The sequence below is a fragment of the Stenotrophomonas sp. YJH_SMC_53 genome (assembly GCF_059369995.1).
This window is the reverse complement of record NZ_JCAFTF010000003.1, coordinates 115,577-132,979: the sequence shown is the minus strand read 5'-3', so window position 1 is coordinate 132,979 and position 17,403 is coordinate 115,577. Positions and strand designations below refer to the sequence as shown.

At 66.5% G+C, this 17,403-nt stretch carries 17 protein-coding genes; 8 read left to right on the top strand and 9 right to left on the bottom strand.

Translation table 11 applies throughout. The features are described from left to right. Window positions 1-77: 77 nt before the first annotated feature. Window positions 78-1,055: a zinc-binding dehydrogenase gene (locus tag AC5P7X_RS05840; protein WP_053500918.1), complete on the bottom strand. Its 978-nt coding sequence runs from the start codon at window positions 1,053-1,055 to the stop codon at window positions 78-80. Between AC5P7X_RS05840 and AC5P7X_RS05835 the strand changes: the two genes are divergently transcribed. From AC5P7X_RS05835 to AC5P7X_RS05815, 5 genes are all read left to right on the top strand, one after another. Further along, window positions 1,054-1,188, top strand: a complete 135-nt coding sequence (locus AC5P7X_RS05835; RefSeq protein WP_256337620.1) for a hypothetical protein — start codon at window positions 1,054-1,056, stop codon at window positions 1,186-1,188. The two genes, AC5P7X_RS05840 and AC5P7X_RS05835, sit on opposite strands and share 2 nt — an antisense overlap. 297 nt (window positions 1,189-1,485) lie before the next feature. Continuing rightward, window positions 1,486-3,849 carry a ribonucleoside-diphosphate reductase subunit alpha gene (locus AC5P7X_RS05830; protein WP_053500920.1) on the top strand — a complete coding sequence of 788 codons (2,364 nt, stop codon included), beginning with the start codon at window positions 1,486-1,488 and terminating at the stop codon, window positions 3,847-3,849. Window positions 3,850-3,948: 99 nt separating this feature from the next. Continuing rightward, complete coding sequence (locus AC5P7X_RS05825; RefSeq protein WP_005416944.1) at window positions 3,949-4,989, top strand: ribonucleotide-diphosphate reductase subunit beta; 1,041 nt, start codon at window positions 3,949-3,951, stop codon at window positions 4,987-4,989. A gap of 25 nt (window positions 4,990-5,014) precedes the next feature. Then, a complete protein-coding gene (locus AC5P7X_RS05820; RefSeq protein WP_080375118.1) occupies window positions 5,015-5,482 on the top strand; it encodes a flavodoxin in 468 nt (155 codons plus the stop codon). Beyond that, a complete protein-coding gene (locus AC5P7X_RS05815) occupies window positions 5,454-5,780 on the top strand; it encodes a thioredoxin family protein (protein WP_005416939.1) in 327 nt (108 codons plus the stop codon). The genes AC5P7X_RS05820 and AC5P7X_RS05815 overlap by 29 nt, the downstream gene beginning before the upstream one ends. Window positions 5,781-5,870: 90 nt before the next feature. On the opposite strand, the gene AC5P7X_RS05810 is transcribed toward AC5P7X_RS05815, so the two are convergent. Continuing rightward, a complete protein-coding gene (locus AC5P7X_RS05810; protein WP_346608040.1) occupies window positions 5,871-7,202 on the bottom strand; it encodes an Nramp family divalent metal transporter in 1,332 nt (443 codons plus the stop codon). A 117-nt stretch (window positions 7,203-7,319) separates the two neighbouring features. Here AC5P7X_RS05810 and mntR point away from each other — a divergent pair, with 117 nt between their 5' ends. Further along, on the top strand, window positions 7,320-7,790 hold the full coding sequence (gene mntR, locus AC5P7X_RS05805) for a manganese-binding transcriptional regulator MntR (protein ID WP_014647435.1): 471 nt from the start codon (window positions 7,320-7,322) through the stop codon (window positions 7,788-7,790). A 69-nt stretch (window positions 7,791-7,859) separates the two neighbouring features. Here mntR and AC5P7X_RS05800 read toward each other — a convergent pair whose 3' ends face one another. From AC5P7X_RS05800 to fabR, 3 genes are all read right to left on the bottom strand, one after another. After that, entirely contained in the window at window positions 7,860-8,420 is a 561-nt protein-coding gene (locus AC5P7X_RS05800; RefSeq protein ID WP_346608039.1) for a thioredoxin-like domain-containing protein, read from the bottom strand. Beyond that, window positions 8,410-10,569 carry a TonB-dependent receptor plug domain-containing protein gene (locus AC5P7X_RS05795; protein WP_495214599.1) on the bottom strand — a complete coding sequence of 720 codons (2,160 nt, stop codon included), beginning with the start codon at window positions 10,567-10,569 and terminating at the stop codon, window positions 8,410-8,412. Before AC5P7X_RS05795 ends, AC5P7X_RS05800 begins: the two co-directional genes overlap by 11 nt. A gap of 278 nt (window positions 10,570-10,847) precedes the next feature. Further along, complete coding sequence (fabR, locus tag AC5P7X_RS05790) at window positions 10,848-11,504, bottom strand: HTH-type transcriptional repressor FabR (protein ID WP_005416927.1); 657 nt, start codon at window positions 11,502-11,504, stop codon at window positions 10,848-10,850. A 92-nt stretch (window positions 11,505-11,596) separates the two neighbouring features. Between fabR and AC5P7X_RS05785 the strand changes: the two genes are divergently transcribed. Next, the gene (locus AC5P7X_RS05785) at window positions 11,597-12,667 is read left to right on the top strand and encodes a ferredoxin reductase (RefSeq protein ID WP_053498537.1); all 1,071 of its coding nucleotides are present in this window, start codon (window positions 11,597-11,599) and stop codon (window positions 12,665-12,667) included. Window positions 12,668-12,678: 11 nt separating this feature from the next. Continuing rightward, window positions 12,679-13,827 (top strand): fatty acid desaturase family protein, encoded by a 1,149-nt coding sequence (locus AC5P7X_RS05780; protein ID WP_005416924.1) that lies wholly within the window; start codon window positions 12,679-12,681, stop codon window positions 13,825-13,827. A 5-nt stretch (window positions 13,828-13,832) separates the two neighbouring features. On the opposite strand, the gene AC5P7X_RS05775 is transcribed toward AC5P7X_RS05780, so the two are convergent. From AC5P7X_RS05775 to AC5P7X_RS05760, 4 genes are all read right to left on the bottom strand, one after another. Further along, window positions 13,833-14,168 (bottom strand): tetratricopeptide repeat protein, encoded by a 336-nt coding sequence (locus tag AC5P7X_RS05775; RefSeq protein ID WP_053498539.1) that lies wholly within the window; start codon window positions 14,166-14,168, stop codon window positions 13,833-13,835. After that, complete coding sequence (locus tag AC5P7X_RS05770) at window positions 14,165-14,743, bottom strand: flavin reductase family protein (protein ID WP_495214597.1); 579 nt, start codon at window positions 14,741-14,743, stop codon at window positions 14,165-14,167. The genes AC5P7X_RS05775 and AC5P7X_RS05770 overlap by 4 nt, the downstream gene beginning before the upstream one ends. Further along, a complete protein-coding gene (locus tag AC5P7X_RS05765) occupies window positions 14,740-15,369 on the bottom strand; it encodes a superoxide dismutase (RefSeq protein WP_053498542.1) in 630 nt (209 codons plus the stop codon). Before AC5P7X_RS05765 ends, AC5P7X_RS05770 begins: the two co-directional genes overlap by 4 nt. A 429-nt stretch (window positions 15,370-15,798) precedes the next feature. After that, on the bottom strand, window positions 15,799-17,310 hold the full coding sequence (locus tag AC5P7X_RS05760) for a thioredoxin family protein (protein ID WP_495214669.1): 1,512 nt from the start codon (window positions 17,308-17,310) through the stop codon (window positions 15,799-15,801). Window positions 17,311-17,403: the final 93 nt, after the last annotated feature.

Sequence of the window (17,403 nt, the reverse complement as noted above, 5' to 3'; positions counted from 1 at the left end):
AGCCAACGCTCGGCTCCACACACTGGCCGGAAAGCAGCCGAGCATGGCTCGGCTCTACAGAACGCAATGTCAGACGATCACGGCCGCAGCAGCACCTTGCCGTTACGGCCCGAACCGGCGCCCGCCTTCGCCGCTTGGGCGATATCGTCCAGCGCGAAGATCTGCTCCACCGGCAAGGTCAGTTCGCCGCTGGCCGCACGCTTCAGCAGCTCACCCACCAGCCGGCGCTTGTCTTCCACCGCCATCGCCTGGCTGACCTTGCTGCCCCAGAAACCCTTCACCGTGGCCTCCTTGTAGATCAGGCCGCCGGCTGGAATGTGCATCGGCTCGCCACTCATCACGCCGAACGACACCAGCGTGCCGTGGTGGCCGAGCAGGTCGACCAGGTCACCGCTGGCATCACCGCCGATGGAATCCACCGCGGCCGCGGCCTGTGCTTCGCCGGTCGCTTCACGCACGCGATCCTTCCAGCCGTCCACCGAGGTGTCGAATACATGATCGATGCCCAGCGCCTGCAACTGCGCTACGGCCGTGGCATTGCGCACCAGGTTGGCCACGTGCACGCCGCGCGCCTTTGCCAGCATCGCCAGCGACTTGCCGACCGCGCCGTTGGCGGTGTTCTGCACGATCCACTGGCCTGCTTGGACGTGCAGGAATTCCAGCAGCATCAGCGCGCTCAGCGGCATCGCGATCAACTGTGCGGCCATCTCGTCCGGGATCGCCTCCGGCATCGGAATCACCATGCGTGCCGGTGCGACGAAGGCCTCGGCCCAGGTGCCGTGCACCGAGGCGGCGGCTACCCGCTGGCCGATCTGCAGGCCGTCCACGCCATCGCCGAGTGCATCGACCACGCCCAGTGCTTCACTGCCACCGATCGCCGGCAAGGTCGGCTTGTACCCGTAGAGGCCACGCACGGTCAGCAGGTCGTGGTTGTGGATCGAGGCCAGCACGGTGCGGATGCGCACCTCGCCGGGGCCGGGCTCGGGCAGGGCGGCATCGGCAATGGCGAGGACGTCGGCCGGGTTGCCGAAGGAGGAGTACTGGGCAGCGCGCATGAGCGAGGTTCCGGAGAAAGTGATGTTGTACCGGACTGGGGATGTGCGCCGCGTCGACAAGGTGCTGCGGGTGCAACACGGCATCCTGCGACTGATCGTCGCGGCATGTCGTGATTACCGCATCTTGTGTTGACGGTGCGCGTCATCCCCACTATGTTGTGGCCGTCACTCCCGGTCAGCCGCCGCCGCCGGACATGCAGCAAACGTCCCGCGGCCCGCCCCTGAAGGCTTGCCGTGTCGACGCGGCCGCCATCGTGCGGACGCAGGTCGCCCCCACGGCCCGGATACCGGCCGCAGGCGCAGGCAGATGCCGACGACCTACGTTCCCGCACCCTGGCAATCCACCCGTTCGCCCCGTGCGCCGGTATCGCGTCCAGGGCCGCCATGGCATCGACCGCCAATGCGCGTGCGAGCCTGGAGTTTCACCACCATGACCGACAGTACCTTCCGCGTGGCCGATCCGGCCGGCGCTGGCGACGCCTTGCGCGCCGGTGGCGAGCGCGTACCGACCTGGATCACCAAGGAGGCCGGCAACCGCCGCCTGCCGTTCGACGCCGAGCGCCTGCAGCGCAGCATCGATGCCGTGCATGCCGAGTTCCCGCAGCTGGATGTGAGCGACTACCGCCGCGTGGTGCAGGCAATGGTCGAGCGCAAGCCCAGCATCAGCGCCGATGACCTGGTCGATCTGTTGATCCGCGAGGCCGAATCGCGGGTGGACCTGGTCGCGCCCGAGTGGGAACAGTTCGCCGCGCGCATCTACCTGCGCCGCCTGTACAAGCGTGCCAGCCGAAACCGCTTCTACGATGTCAGCCTGAAGTACGGCTCCTACGTGGGCCTGCAGGAAAGCCTCGCCGATCGTGGCATCTACAGCAACGACATCCTGCGCTGCTATTCGAAGGAAGAGCTGCAGCAGGCCGGTGAGATGATCGATCCGGAACGCGACCGCCTGTTCGCCTACAACGGCCTGTACCTGCTGGCCACGCGCTATCTGGCCAGCGACCGCAGCCGCGAGGTCTATGAACTGCCGCAGGAGCGCTGGCTGACCATTGCGCTGTACCTGATGCAGGAGGAAAAGCCGCGCGAACGCCGCATGCAGCTGGTTGGCGAGGCGTACTGGGCGCTGTCCAACCTGTACATGACCGTGGCCACGCCGACGCTGGCAAATGCCGGCAAGGTGGGCGGCCAGCTGTCCAGCTGCTTCATCGACACGGTGGACGACAGCCTGCAGGGCATCTATGACTCCAACACCGATATCGCGCGCGTGTCCAAGCACGGCGGCGGCGTCGGTGCCTACCTGGGCTACGTGCGCAGCAGCGGCGCACCGATCCGTGGCGTGGCCAACTCCTCCGGCGGCGTGGTGCCGTGGATCAAGCAGCTCAACAACACGGCGGTGTCGGTTGATCAGCTTGGCCAGCGCAAGGGCGCAGTGGCGGTGTACCTGGACATCTGGCATCGCGACATCGAAGCCTTCATGGACCTGCGCCTGAACAACGGCGACCAGCGCCTGCGCGCGCACGATGTGTTCACCTCGGTGTGCGTACCCGACCTGTTCATGGAAGCGGTGGAACGCCGCGCCGACTGGTACCTGTTCGACCCGCACGAGGTGAAGCAGGCCAAGGGCTGGTACCTGCAGGACTTCTACGACGAGACGCGCGGCGCGGGCAGCTTCCGCGACCGCTACGCCGAACTCGTGGCGGACGAGCGCATCAGCCGCCGCACGGTGAAGGCCATCGATCTGTTCAAGCGGATCATGCTCAGCCAGCTGGAAACCGGCAACCCGTTCCTGTTCTACCGCGACGAGGTCAATCGCAGGAACCCGAACAAGCACGCGGGCATGATCTATTCCAGCAACCTGTGCACCGAGATCCTGCAGAACATGAGCCCGACGCGGATGATCCAGGAGATCGTCAGCGGCGACCAGATCGTCACCACGCGCCGTGCCGGCGACTTCGTGGTCTGCAACCTGTCCTCGATCAACCTCGGCCGGGCGATCAGTGCGCCGGATGACCTGCTGGCCACCGATGTGCTGGAGCGCCTGATCCCGATCCAGGTGCGCATGCTCGACAACGTGATCGACCTCAATGCGTTGCCGGTGCCGCAGGCCACGATCACCAACCGCAAGTACCGCGCCATCGGCCTGGGCACGTTCGGTTGGCACCACCTGCTGGCGCAGCAGGCGATCCAGTGGGAATCTCCGGATGCCGAAGTATTGGCCGACCATCTCTACGAACGCATCAACTTCCTGACCATCCAGGCCAGCGCGCAACTGGCGCAGGAGAAGGGCAGCTACCCGATGTTCGCCGGCAGCGATTGGCACAACGGACGCTATTTCAGTGACCGCGGCTACAGCGGCGCGGCCTGGGACAGCCTGGCCCGCGAGGTCGCCACGCACGGCCTGCGCAACGGCTGGTTGCTGGCCGTCGCGCCGAACATGAGCACCGCGCAGATTGCCGGTTCCACCGCATCGATCGACCCGATCTACAGCGCGTTCTACTACGAGGAAAAGAAGGACTTCCGGCGGCCGGTGGCGGCGCCGGGCCTGTCGCTGGAGACCTGGCCGTACTACGAGAAGGGCGCCTACAAGGTCGACCAGTTCGCCAGCGTGCGCCAGAACGCGCGCCGCCAGCGCCATGTCGACCAGTCGATCAGTTTCAACCTGTATGTGCCCAGCACCATCCGTGCGAGCACGCTGCTGGAGCTGCACCTGAGCGCCTGGCGCGAAGGCCTGAAGACCACCTACTACGTGCGCTCCAACGACATCGACATCAGCGAATGCGAGTGGTGCGCCAGTTGACCATCCACGGTAGCGCCGGGCCACGCCCGGCGAGCGCATCGCGCGGCCGTCGCACATTCCGCCGGGCATGGCCCGGCGCTACCCCCTGCAGGTAACACCATGGCAACCCCCCTTGATCGCATCAAGATACTCGAACCACGCCACCCCAACCGCAGCACCGGCATCATCAACGGCCAGACCAGCGGCATCCTCAACTGGAACGATATCCCGTACCCGTCGTTCTATCGGGCCTACAAGGAGCTGTCGACCAACTTCTGGATTCCCGACGAAGTGGACATGAAGCTGGACGCGCGCCAGTACGGCGAGCTGTCAGGGCGCGAAAAGAACGCCTACGATTCAATCATCGGTCTGCTGGCCACGCTGGATTCACCGCAGACCCGCTTCATCTACAACGTGGCCGAGTACATCACCGACCCGGCCGCGCATGCCAACGCAGCCATCATCGGCCAGCAGGAAGTGATCCACAACGAGAGCTACAGCTACGTGCTGGCCTCGATCACCGACCTGCCGAACCAGAACCGGATCTTCGAGATCGCCCGCACCCACCCGACCATCATCAAGCGCAATGCCCCGATCATGGGCGCGTATGACGATTTCATGCGCGAGAAGACCGCCGAGACCCTGCTCAAGTCGTTGATCCAGTCGTCGATCCTGGAGGGCATCAATTTCTATTCCGGGTTCGCGTACTTCTACAACATGGTGCGGCAGAACCGCATGAACGGTACCGGCAAGATCATCAGCTTCATCAATCGCGACGAGCTCGCGCATACCAAGTTCATCAGTGAGCTGATCCGCGCCATCATCGGCGAGAACCCGGAGCTGCAGACCAACGAGCTGACCGCCTATGTGCACCAGTCATTCGAGCATGCCATCGAACTTGAGACGCAGTGGTCGTCAGAGGTGCTGGATGGCATCGATGGCATCGACGTGGACGAGATGGTGCGCTACGTGAAGTACCGCGCCAACAAGATGGCCGGCATGCTCGGCATCGAGCGCCTGTACAGCGACACCACCGACAACGTGATGCCTTGGATCAGGGCCTACGCCGACAACTTCACCGAGACCAAGACCGACTTCTTCGAGATGCGCAATGCAAGTTACAAGAAGACCAACGTCGACAACGGCTTCGACGACCTCTGAGCCCGGCACCGCGCTGAGCATCCTGATGGTGGTCGCCTCCTTGAGCGGCAACACCCGCGAGCTCGGCCGGCAGATCGCCGAGCGCTGCCGCGCCGCAGGTCATGCGGTGCACTGGCAGGAGGCCGACGACCTGCGGCAGGCGCCGCCGCTGGCTGCCGGCGAGGCTGACCTGGTGCTGCTGGGCTGCTGGACCGACAACGCCGGGCGCACGCCAGCGGAGATGAAGGCGTGGGTGGCTGGCATTGCCGAGCGCGGTCAGCAGCCACGCCAGCTGGCGGTGTTCGGCACCGGCGAAACGCAGTGGGGGCAGGAGTACTACTGTGGTGCCGTGCACCGGCTGATCCGCTATTTCCGCAGCGACTACCCGCCGCTGGAGATCGAACAGATGCCGCATGGCGAGCGTCATGCCGAAGCCATCGACGCCTGGACCGATGCGGTCCTGGCCCACTACTGGAGCAACCACGATGCAGATCATCGACGCCACCACGCCTGAGCAGTTCCAGCAGCTGCTGGCTGAGCACCCGCGGGTGCTGGTGGATTTCCACAAGGACCAGTGCCCCGGGTGCCGGATGCTGGAAGTGTCGCTGCACCGCGTGGCCAACAGCGTGGCGGGGCAGGGCACCACCTTGCTTCGCGTGCAGCTGGAAGTGCTGGGTGAGGCGTTCTTCAGGGAACTGGGGCTGCGGCAGACGCCGACGCTGTCCCTGTTCCGTGATGGTAACGAACGCACGCGCCTGGCCGGGTTCCAGTCGCCGCAGCAGATCGAGGCCGCGATCGCCCTGCATCTGTAGAGCCGAGCCATGCTCGGCTGCTTTCCGCGCGATGCGAGAAGCCATCCACGCATGGCGTGGATCTACCGGGGCAGGGTCCGTGGTTCGGCATCAGGCGCCGTTGAAGGTATCCACCAGCAGCTTCACGTTCAACACCACGATCACCAGCGCGATCACCCAGGCGATCGCGCCCAGCCAGCGCGGTGCCACCAGCGCCCCCATCGTCACCTTGTCGGTCACGATCCGCACCAGCGGGATGATCGCGAACGGCAGCTGCATTGACAACACCACCTGGCTCAGCACCAGCAGCTTCACCGCGCCCTGGTCGCCGAACAGCAGGATCACCACCACCACCGGAATGATCGCCAGTGCGCGGGTGATCAGCCGTCGCAGCCACGGCGGCATTCGCAGGTGCAGGAAACCTTCCATCACGATCTGGCCGGCCAGCGTCGCGGTCACCGTCGAGTTCAGGCCGGAGGCCAGCAACGCGATCGCAAACAACGTCGCCGCCGCGCCCACGCCCAGCATCGGCGCCAGCAGCTGGTGCGCCTGCTCGATGTCTTCCACGTCGAAACGACCATTGGCATGGAACACCGCCGCCGCCAGGATCAGGATGCTGGCGTTGATGAACAATGCGAGTGTCAACGCGAGAGTGCTATCGGTAACCGCCCAGCGCAGCGCACTGCGGCGGCCTTCATTGGTACGCGGGTAGGCGCGGGTCTGCACGATGGACGAATGCAGGTAGAGATTGTGCGGCATCACCGTGGCACCGATGATGCCGATCGCGATGTACAGCGCTTGCGGATCGGTCACCACCTGCGCGCGCGGAATGAAGCCGCCCAGCACCGCCATCACTGGCGGCGCAGCCATCGCGATCTGCACCACGAAGCAGGCGAAGATCACCATCAGCAGCGCGATCACGAAGGCTTCCAGCGCACGGAAGCCGCGGTTCATCAGCAGCAGAACCAACAGCGTATCCAGCGCAGTGATCACCGCGCCCCACAGCAGTGGCAGGTCGAACAGCAGCTTCAGCGCGATCGCGGTGCCGATCACCTCGGCCAGGTCGCAGGCGATGATCGCCGCCTCGCACAGCGCCCACAGCGCCAGGTTCACCGGCTTGGGGTAGCGGGCGCGGCAGGCCTGCGCCAGGTCCATGCCGGTGGCGATGCCGAGCCGCGCCGACAGCGCCTGCAGGATCACCGCCATCAGGTTGGAAATGAGGATGACCGACAGCAGCAGGTAGCCGAAGCGCGAACCGCCGGCGAGGTCGGTGGCCCAGTTGCCTGGATCCATGTATCCGACCGAGATCATGTAGCCCGGGCCAAGGAAGGCCAGCAGGCGGAACCACCAATGGCCTTTGTCGGGCACGGCGACCGAGGCGTTGAGCGCACCCAGGCTGGCCGGAGTGGAGGCCGAAGGGTCGCGGGGCGCCAGGGTGTTCATGGGTCCGAATATAGCTCCTGCTATAGTCAATAGCAACGTGAAACAATCGTCTTTATCGCGTTACTGGTCCAGAATTCAGGTTCAACACCGGATCACCCCGGAAGGACAGGCGCAGGCGTGGGCAAGACCGACGATTCGACATCGCTGAAAAGCACCCCCTTAATTGAGGCCGAGCGCCAGGTCGAGAGCTTCCGGCAAGTGCGCGAGGCGCACCGGATGGAACTGGTGGAGGACTATGTCGAGCTGATTTCGGACCTGCTGGCCGACGGCGGCGAGGCCCGCCAGGTCGACATTGCCACGCGCCTGGGTGTGGCCCAGCCCACCGTGGCGAAGATGCTGCGGCGCTTGGCCCGTGATGGTTGGGTGGTGCAGCGGCCGTACCGCGGCGTGTTCCTGACCCCGGAAGGCGAGGCGCTGGCCCATGCCAGCCGCCAGCGGCACCAGACCGTGGAGCGTTTCCTGCTGGCGCTGGGCGTGGACGCAGACACCGCGCGGCGCGATGCGGAGGGCATCGAGCACCATGTCAGCGAACAGACGCTGGCGTTGTTCGAGGCATTCGTGCGCAAGGCCGAGGGCGAGGCGCCGTAACGGTAGCGCCGGGCCATGCCCGGCGGGCGCGTCGCCACCTTCATGGCTTTCGCCGGGCATGGCCCGGCGCTACCGTGGTTGGATGGCGCCGTTGGGGCAACGGGCCTGCGCTTGCGCGCACGCGCGTTTCGTCCATTCCTTCAACACTGGCTGCAGGCCTTCATAGCGCCGGCCCTGCCATCCGTTGGCCAGCACCTTCCCATCCGCATCGATCAGCACCAGGTTGGGTGGTCCCAGCCCGGCCAGTGCCTGCAGTGCGGGCATGCGCGCGGCGCGGCGCGGGTCCAGTACCGGCCACGGCATGTCCTGCGCGTGCATGTAGCGCCGCAATGCAGCCTCGCTCTCATCCAGGCTGACGTACACCACTTCGGTATCGGCGCCGGCCTCGCGCAACGCGTCGCGCACACTGCGCAGCGTGGGTACGAAGGCATGGCACGGTGCACACCAGTCGGCGCCGAAGTACAGCGCCACCAGCTTCGGCGGCGGCGACCATTGCATGGGCCGCAGTGATCGCTGTTCTGGCCGCATCAACGAGGCGGCGACCTGCGCGTGCAAGTCTGCCGCCATCGCTGGTACGGCCAGCAGGAGCGCGCCGGTCAGCAACAGCGTCCGCAGTGCTTCAGAACGCATAGCGCAGGTTGACGTACCACGAACGTGCAAAGCGCGGCCCGTAGACATAGTCGCTGTCACGCAGCGCGCCCACTTCCAGATCTTTCTGGCGCTGGTCGAATACGTTCTTGACGCCCGCAGCTACCGACACTTCCTGCTGCGCCTGCGCGCCCAGATGTCGGTGCCAGCGAGCACCAAGATCGGTGACCAGGAACGAGCGTGTGCGGTGCAGCTCGCCCAACCGGTTGTTCAGCACCGACATCGGCCCGGTATGGCGCAGCGCGACGAAGGTTTCCCACGGTTCGGCCGGCATCCAGCTGAGCTGCGCCAGACCGGTCCAGCGGGGTGTCTTCAGGTAATCGCGGCTTTCGATCACGGTGTCGCCACCGTCGCCACTGTCGTCGAAGATGCGTTGCGGCTCGCGGAAGCGGGAGCGGTACCATGAGGCACCTGCGGTCAGGCGCCACTGCGGCGAGGGTTGCCAGCCGAGGTTGGTCTCCGCACCCAGCACGTTGGAGCCGGAGGCGTTGTAGCGCAGCTGACTCAGCTGGCCGTCATCGCCGCGCCGGAACTCGCCCAGCGCGAAGGTGTCGCGGATGCGTGCATAGGAGGCGGTGGCATCCCAGCTCCACACCGGATTGGCCGGGTCCGAACGCCAGTCGAAGCCGAACAGGGTGGTCAACGCGCGTTCCTCTTTCAGACCGTCCGTGTTGCGCACGCGCACCTGTTCGCCGCCCAGCGTATCGACGTGCACATCCTCGACGAAGATCTCCGGCGCACGGAAGCCGGTGGCGATACCGGCGCGCCACTTCAGGTTCGGCGTGGCCTGCCAGGCCAGCGCGATGCGTGGTGAGAACACCGCGTTGTCCAGCTCCGAGCTCTTGTCCACGCGTGCGCCCAGCACCAGGTCGACGTTGTCGCGCAGGCTCCACTCGTCCTGGATGAAGGCGCCCAGGTTGTGGAAGGTCGCATCCTCCAGTACCGCAAGACGCTGCCCGTCACCGGTACGGTTGTCGTCGCGCAGCGCCTCGTGCTTGTACTGCACACCGAAGGCCAGTGCATGCGCGCCCAGCCGCCAGTTCAACTGGCTGTCGATGTAGTACAGCGGGTTGTGGGTGTGGCCGTACTGGCGCCATGAACGCGAGGCCGCGCTGCCGGCCAGGTTGCGGTCAAGCTGCAACGGGTCATGGCCGGGCGCCGAGGGATCGGTGACCACGTCGCCCAGGCCGCCGTAGAAGCTGTCGCGGTCGATGTCGGCGAAGGCGTAGGCCAGGCGGAAATCGACGTCAGCGGTGATCTCCTGGTCCCACGACACACTGCCGCGGCGGTATTTCGTATCCAGCGATTCGGCGATGTTGGCCAGGTACTCTGGCTGGTCCAGGCGATTGCCGCCGCGGCGGGTTTCATCGGTCACCTGCAGGTCCAGGCGCAGCCGCGTGCCCGGCGTGGGCGCGTACCAGGCCTGCAGCCCGCCGACCTTGAGGTTCTTGCGGGTGATCTCGGTGTAGCCGTCACCGTTGTAGTCGATGCCACTGTTCCAGTTGCGCTGGGCAATCACCGACAGGCCGGCGTCTGCGTCCTTGGCGACCAGGTCCAGTCGAACGTCGGCGTTCTTCTGAGGTGTACCCTCCAGCACATCCACGCCGGCCTGCACATGGCCACCGCTGCGCGTCGGCAGCGGCGGAATCAGGTTGATCACACCGGCAACCGCGCCCGGTCCGTACAGCGCCGAGCCACCGCCCTTGACCACTTCGATGCGGTCGACGAACCCGGCCGGGATCTGTTCCAGGCCGTACACGCTGCCCAGCGTGGACAGCAGCGGGATGCCATCGAACAGCAGCTGGTTGTAGGCACCGGGCAGGCCCAGCAGCTGCACTTCGCTGGTGTTGCAGTTCTGGCAGTTGCTCTCCACGCGCAGGCCGTTGATCAGCTCGGCGGCGCGCGAGAAGTCGGTGGCGGCGCGCAGCGCGATGTCTTCCTTGCGCAGCACTTCCGTGCGGATCGGCACGTCCGACAGCAGGCGTTCACTGCGTGTGGCGGTGCTGACCTTGACCTGCACACGGTCCAGTTCGGTCGGTTTCGGAGTGTCAGCCAGTGCAGGCAGCGGCAGGGCCAGGGCAATGGCGGCGGCCAGGGGCAGCCGATGGAAGAGGGGCGTGGCAACGGGCATGAGGGCGTCGTCCTTGGGGGAAGAAAGGCGGCGAGGGCGACCTGGCTGATGCATATGAAAGCAGTGGCTTATCAATATAGCAAGTGCTATATAACGAAGCCGCAGCAATTCCGAGTGGAGCGCCGGCCCGGTCAGATCACAGGAGTGTTATAACATTACATAAAACAACCACAAACCTGCCGGTGGTCATGTCCGGAGGATGGAGTTGCCGTGTGGGCAGGGAGGTTGGGGTCAGAGCCCTTTCCTTTGGAAAGGGATCCGACCCCAGGGCGCGATCGTCAGCCGCGGCGGAATGCGGCGGGCGTGCGGGCGCCGACGATGATCATGCGGATCATCGTGGAGATCTGTTCGACCAGCTCCGGATCCTTCTCCGGGGGCAGGTCCATGGCGGTGGCGCCCATCGCGAACACCAGCCGGGTGATGGCCTTGGCTACCAGTTCCGGAGCGTGCAGCACCGCGCCGTCCAGTGCGGCCAGGCGCACCAGGTCGTGCTGCAGCTCTTCCTCGAAATAATGCAGCTCGCGTTCGACTGCGTGCTTGAAGTCGTCCGAGCCGACCGCGCCTTCGCGCAACAGCACGTGCAGCAGCTTGTCGTCGGCGCGCAGCTGTTCCATGAAGGTCTCCACCGAGACCCGCACCACGCTGGTGGCGGTGGAGGTGGCGCGCTGGCGGGCCTCGCCGATGATGGTGCGCAGCGAGCGGCCGGCTGCGTCGATCAGCGCTACGGCCAGTTCGTCCATGTCGCGGAACTGCCGGTAGAAGCTGTTCGGCGCGATGCCGGCCTCGCGTGCCACTTCGCGCAGGCTGAGCGTGGACAGGCTGCGGTGCGGCCCGATCAACTTCAGGGCGGCGGCCAGCAGATCTTCGCGGCTCACCGTACGGCGGGCCGGGCTGTTGGCATCTTCAGGCGTCGACAAGACGGTGGCGGCGGCCATGACGGTTCCGGTGGGGCGAGGCTGAATCATACCCAATCCGGTTCAATATACACATGTATACACAGGTGTATGTGCGCCCGTATAGTGCGCCCATGAGCGCTGTCGTCCGTCCATCCCTGTTCTCTCCGTACCGCTGGGTCTCGCCGTCGCTGTTCGATTTCTGGGCGGGCCAGCTCAATCCCCTGTGGACCCTGCGCGAGCCGGTGGCCCGCCTGGTCCGGCGCGAGCCGGCCGGCGAGGGCGCGGCGACCCTGGTCCTGCGCACCAACCGGCACTGGGCCGGCATGCGCGCGGGCCAGCACGTCACCCTCGGCGTGGAGATTGAAGGACGCCTGTGGCAGCGCAGCTACAGCCCCACCGCGCTGGGACCGCGCGAACTGGCGATCACCGTCAAGGCGGTCGAGGGCGGCCGGGTCAGCCAGCATCTGGTCAACCACGCACAACTGGGTGAGCTGTTCCGCCTGGAGGCTGCGTTCGGAGAATTCCAGTTGCCGGCCGCGGCTCCGGTATTGCTGCTGGCGGCCGGTAGTGGCATCACGCCGATGCGCAGCCTGCTGCGCGACGCCTGCCAGCGCCCGCTGGCCGCACCGGTGGACCTGTTCTACTGGGAGCGCAGTGCCGCCCAGCTGCAGTTCCGTGATGAGCTGCAGGCGCTGGCCGCGCGCCAGCCGAACCTGCGTGTGCACCTGCTGACCACCCGCGAAGGTGATGTGCCTGCCGCACGCATCGATACTCACGATCTGCAGGTCGCCGGCGATGACACCCCGTTGGCTCAGCGCCACGTGCTGGCCTGTGGCCCGGATGGATTCGTTGCCGCTGCGCGCGAACGCCTGGCGCACCAGGTCGCGGGTTTCCAGGCGGAAGCGTTCACTCCGCCGGCGCCGTTGCGTGACGCCAGCAGCGAAGGCGAAGTGTCGCTGACCCTTGCCCGCAGTGGCCGCCAGCTGAGCGTGCCGCGCGGCCGCTCGTTGCTGGAAAGCCTCGAAGCCCATGGCATCAAGCCCAAGCATGGCTGCCGCATGGGCATCTGCAATACCTGTAGCTGTGACCGCGTCAGTGGCGCCACCCGCCACCTGCGCACCGGCGACCTGCAGTCCGAATCGGCACAGCCGGTGCGGATCTGCGTGAGCGCACCGACCACCGACCTGACCCTGGATCTCTGAGGACGCCTGCCATGACCCGCGCCACCGACCGTGCCCTGAGTACTGCCGAGATGCATGCCTTCGGCGAGGAACTCGACGCGATCCGCGACCGTGTGATCGGCAGCCTCGGCGCCTCCGATACCCGCTACATCCGCCGCGTGGCCGCCGCCGTGCGCTGGTTCGGCGTGGGTGGCCGTGGCCTGCTGTTCCTGGCAGCGTTTTCGCCGCTGTTCTGGATGCCGCTGCTGTGGCCGGCCGCGATCACCGGCACGCTGCTGCTGGCGCTGTCGAAGATCCTGGAGAACATGGAGCTGGGCCACAACGTGATGCACGGCCAGTTCGACTGGACCGGTGATCCCAAGCTCAATGGCAACACCTACGAGTGGGACATCGTTGCCACCGCCGACAACTGGCGCAAGACCCACAATTTCCGCCACCACACCTACACCAATGTGCGTGGCATGGACGATGACATCGGCTATGGCCTGCTGCGCATCTTCCCCGAACAGCGCTGGAAGCCGTTCTACCTGCTGCAGCCGATCATCGCGCCGATCTTCGCACTGCTGTTCCAGTGGGGTGTGGCTGCGCAGGACCTTCGCCTTGGCCGCTGGCTGAAGGGCCGCATGAGTGCCCGTGCGATGTGGCTGCAGACCCGGCCGGTGGCGCGCAAGATGCTGCGCCAGGTGCTGAAGGACTACGTGTTCTTCCCGCTGCTGGCGGGTCCGTTCTTCCTCACCGTGATGCTGGGCAACCTGGTCGCCAACGGCCTGCGCAACATCTGGACCTACGTGATCATCTTCTGCGGGCACTTCACCGCCGAATCGGAAACCTTCCCCAAGGAGTGCCTGCGCAATGAGTCGCGCGGCCACTGGTACCTGCGCCAGCTGCGCGGTTCGTCCAACATCAGTGGTGGCTTCCTGATCAACGTGCTGTCGGGCAACCTCAGCCACCAGATCGAGCACCATTTCTACCCGGATCTGCCGGCCAACCGCTATGCGGCCATCGCCAAGGAAGTGAAGGACATCTGCCGCCGCTACGGCCAGCACTACAACAACGGCTCGCTGCCGCGCCAGTTCGGCCAGGTGGTCTGGCGCATCCTGCGCCACGCATTCCCGAGCAAGCCGCGCCGCCTGCCGATGCCGGACATCATGTCCGCACCGGCATCTGCCAACGCGGGCTGATCGACTCAGCCCGCCTTCGCCAGGGCCGCCTGCTCGCGGTCCAGGCGTCGTAGGAACACCTGCATTTCCTTGCGTGCCTGCTGGTCGCCCTTGCTGCCGGCCACGCTCAAGCCGCGCTGCCACGCCTCACGGGCCGCCTGTGGCTGGCCACTGGCCAGCCAGGCTTTGCCCAGCAGCTTCCAGGCCGCCGAGTACTGCGGATCAAGCACCACGCAACGGCCCAGGTGGGTTGCCGCGCGTACCGGGTTGCCGGCATCCAGCCAGCCCTTGCCCAGGCCGAAGCGCAGCAGCGCGCCGTCCTTGCCTGCGGCAAGCATGCATTCCAGAGCTTCGATGTTCATCCGCGTACCTCCGCCAGCAGCTCGGCCGGGCCGGGCTGGAAGCGGCCGCGATGAAACAGCAGTGGCGCGCCGCCGTTCTCGTGCACTTCGATGATGCGGCCGGCCAGCAGCAGGTGATCGCCCACCGGCCACTGCGCGTGGCGGGTGCAGGTGAGATGGGCGACCGCACCGGTGATGCGGGGTGGGGCGTCCTCGTCGTCATCCAGCAATGCCAGGCCGTCGAAGCGGTTGCGGACCTGCGGATCGGCGAAGCGCCGGGCCAGTGCTTCCTGGTCGGCCGCCAGCACGCTGAGCGCAAAGCGCGTGGCGCGCTGGAAGGTGGACAGGCTCTGTGCGTGCAACGCCAGGTTCCACAGCACCAACGGCGGCTGCAGTGAGACCGGTACGAACGAGTTGATGGTCAGGCCGACCGGCTTGCCCGGTGCATCGCGCGCGCAGACGATGGCCACGCCGGTCGGGAAATGGCCGAGCAGCCGCCGCAGGGCACGCGGCGGCATCTCGACCGATGGCACCGGGGCCGGGGCGGGGAACACCCCTGCCCACGGCCCGGCGTAGGGTAGTGTCTCGCCGCTCATGAGGCCCGGGCCTGGTGGTAGCGCCGGCCGACCTCGGCCCAGTTGATGATGTTGAAGAAGGCGCCGATGTAGTCCGGGCGGCGGTTCTGGTAGTGCAGGTAGTAGGCGTGTTCCCAGACATCCAGTGCGAGGATCGGGGTGTGGCCGGACAGGCCCACGGCTGCACCCATCAGCGGGCTGTCCTGGTTGGCGCTGCTTTCCACCTGCAGGCGACCATCGCGATCGCTGGTCAGCCAGGCCCAGCCACTGCCGAAGCGGGTCTGCGCGGCCTTGCTGAAGGCATCCTTGAAGGCATCGAAGCCGCCAAGGTCACGGTCGATGGCGGCGGCCAGTTCATCATCGGATGCACCACCGGTGGGGCTGAGCACGGTCCAGAACAGGCTGTGGTTGGCGTGGCCGCCGCCGTTGTTGCGCACCGCGCCACGCTGCGCCTCGGGCACGGCATCGAGGTTGGCGATCAGCGCCTCGACCGGTTGCTCGGCGATGCCGGCCTGCTCGATGGCGGCATTGAGGTTGTTGACGTAGGTCTGGTGGTGCTTGCTGTGGTGGATCTCCATCGTGCGCGCATCGAAGTGCGGCTCGAGGGCGTCGTAGGCGTAGGGGAGCGGGGGAAGCGAGTACGACATCGAAGCAATCTCCGTGGGGAAGGCCAGGGGCTGGCCGTGGGGAGATCGTTATCGCACCTCAACATTGGTTGAGGTCAAGGGGCGGGATTGAGGTGCGTGCGCGTTCATCGCTTTGATTCTTCCTGCAGGACAGCACGAGCGGAGTGGTAGTGCCGGCCGCTGGCCGGCATGCCGGCAAGGTCGGGTTGCCGGCCAGCGGCCGGCACTACCAGAACCCGCTTTTCGAACCTCACCGGCGCGCTGAAGTGCTGCCCGCGCTCGCAGGAAACCGTCCGGTGGTGGCCGGGACCGTTGGCGCCATGGATGGCGCCATCGAGCCCCCAAGGATGGGTTTACGGCGTGTCCCGGCCAGCCCCTCCCCCGGCCACAACCGGTATCAACAAAGGCGCCGGCAGGCGAACCAGCCGCCCGCGTTTTCATCAACTCAACTCAACTCAACCAGTCCTTGCACGCGCCATCCACCTGTTCACCGCACGCCTGCTGCATCCTCTGCTGCAACCGCGCCAGCGTCTCGGCACCCTGGTGCTTCCCGCTCCACGCCTTCAGCTGCCCGGCCAGGCGCTCGAAACGCTGGCGGGTGCGCTGGTGGTAACCCGACGGCTGCGCCTCCAGTTCGGCGATCAGCGAGGCGGTGGCCTGCTCGATGCGCGGCGCGTCGTTCGGCGCCAGCTTCAGCAACCCTTCCACGTACAGCACGCCCCATTGCACGCGGGTGGCCGGGCCCTGCGCACCGTCGTAGGCACGCTTCAACCACTCCAGCGCACCGGCAGTGTCGCCGCGCTGCTCGGCCAGTTCGGCCAGCTCGGGCATATAGTAGTAGGGCTGCTCGCTGCGCTTCAGCTCCGCCAGCAACAACGCCTCGGCAGCGGCGTCGTCACCGACCTGGCGCAGTGCGTAGACCGCGCTGCTGATCGTGGCCTGGCGTGCATGCGCATCAGTGGCGGTGGCATCGGCCGCGGCCACGCGCTGCTTGACCCGATCAACCAGCGGCGCGGGCAGTGCGCCCTTCGGCTGCTGCTGGCGGGCCAGCGATACTTCCGTCAGTGCGCGCGACAATGCGTCGTCGGCGCGGTCGCCGCGCTCGGCATCTGCGCGCTCCAGCGCGACCAGCAGCTGCTGCCCCAGCGTGTTGCGGGTGGCCGGGCCGGCGCTGGCCTGCTTGACCAACTGTGCGCCTGCATAGCCCAGCAACGCACGGTTGCGGCGGACTTCGGCCGGCTGCGCCAGCACGGCCTGCAGCAGCTCGCGTACTTCGGTAGGCGAGCTGGCGGGCGTGTCGGCGGTGGCCAAGGCCAGCAGGGCGAAGCGGCGTTGCAGGGCGGCATCCGGTGCCGACCTGGACAGCTGGCGCAACACGTCCTGACTCTTGCGCTCGCCGGCCAGACGGTTGGCGTCGACTTCCCAGCCGTAGTCGCCCAGTACCTGCCAGTCTTCTGCAGCCAACTTCTCCGGCGTGGCCAGGGCGGTGGCCAGAGTGGCAGCGATTGCACTGCGGCGCCCGGCGGCGACGGTCAATGCCCGGGTCAGTTCGGCGGCGTCGTTGCCACCGGCCACGCGTGTAAGTTCATTGCGCTGTGGGTCCAGCACGATCAGGGTCGGGTAGCCGCGCACCCCGAAGCGTTCGCCCCAGGCCTGCGCACCTTCCTCGTCGCCATCCAGGTAGACCGGCACGAACTTGCCGGTCAAGGCGATGAAGGCCGGGTCCTTGAACAGGCCGGCCTTGAGCTGGTTGCACGGCGGGCACCAGACCGCGCCCCAGTACAGCAGCACCGGCTTGCCGCTGTCTGCGGCTTCGGCGAAGGCATCATCGACGTCACCCTGGCGCCACGCGATTCCCTTGACCGGCGCAGGTGCCTCGGCGGAGTTGGCGGTGGAAACCGGGGCCGGGGCGCAGGCACTCAGCGCCGAAGCCAGCAGCAACACGGAAAGCGCGACGCGCATCGGCAGGATCTCGAAGGGCAGGGTGACAGGGCATTGTAGGAACGCGCAGGGAACCCGCTGATTCAGTTTGCTCATGACGGACATGCGCCGGGG

Coding starts and splice junctions, on each gene's coding strand:
- AC5P7X_RS05765 (WP_053498542.1), bottom strand. CDS start 15,369: ATGTCGTACTCGCTTCCCCCGCTCCCCTACGCCTACGACGCCCTCGAG.
- AC5P7X_RS05785 (WP_053498537.1), top strand. CDS start 11,597: ATGAGCGCTGTCGTCCGTCCATCCCTGTTCTCTCCGTACCGCTGGGTC.
- fabR (WP_005416927.1), bottom strand. CDS start 11,504: ATGGCCGCCGCCACCGTCTTGTCGACGCCTGAAGATGCCAACAGCCCG.
- AC5P7X_RS05815 (WP_005416939.1), top strand. CDS start 5,454: ATGCAGATCATCGACGCCACCACGCCTGAGCAGTTCCAGCAGCTGCTG.
- AC5P7X_RS05795 (WP_495214599.1), bottom strand. CDS start 10,569: ATGCCCGTTGCCACGCCCCTCTTCCATCGGCTGCCCCTGGCCGCCGCC.
- AC5P7X_RS05800 (WP_346608039.1), bottom strand. CDS start 8,420: ATGCGTTCTGAAGCACTGCGGACGCTGTTGCTGACCGGCGCGCTCCTG.
- AC5P7X_RS05780 (WP_005416924.1), top strand. CDS start 12,679: ATGACCCGCGCCACCGACCGTGCCCTGAGTACTGCCGAGATGCATGCC.
- AC5P7X_RS05835 (WP_256337620.1), top strand. CDS start 1,054: ATGAGCGAGGTTCCGGAGAAAGTGATGTTGTACCGGACTGGGGATGTG.
- AC5P7X_RS05840 (WP_053500918.1), bottom strand. CDS start 1,055: ATGCGCGCTGCCCAGTACTCCTCCTTCGGCAACCCGGCCGACGTCCTC.
- AC5P7X_RS05825 (WP_005416944.1), top strand. CDS start 3,949: ATGGCAACCCCCCTTGATCGCATCAAGATACTCGAACCACGCCACCCC.
- AC5P7X_RS05830 (WP_053500920.1), top strand. CDS start 1,486: ATGACCGACAGTACCTTCCGCGTGGCCGATCCGGCCGGCGCTGGCGAC.
- AC5P7X_RS05820 (WP_080375118.1), top strand. CDS start 5,015: ATGGTGGTCGCCTCCTTGAGCGGCAACACCCGCGAGCTCGGCCGGCAG.
- AC5P7X_RS05760 (WP_495214669.1), bottom strand. CDS start 17,310: ATGCGCGTCGCGCTTTCCGTGTTGCTGCTGGCTTCGGCGCTGAGTGCC.
- AC5P7X_RS05775 (WP_053498539.1), bottom strand. CDS start 14,168: ATGAACATCGAAGCTCTGGAATGCATGCTTGCCGCAGGCAAGGACGGC.
- AC5P7X_RS05810 (WP_346608040.1), bottom strand. CDS start 7,202: ATGAACACCCTGGCGCCCCGCGACCCTTCGGCCTCCACTCCGGCCAGC.
- AC5P7X_RS05770 (WP_495214597.1), bottom strand. CDS start 14,743: ATGAGCGGCGAGACACTACCCTACGCCGGGCCGTGGGCAGGGGTGTTC.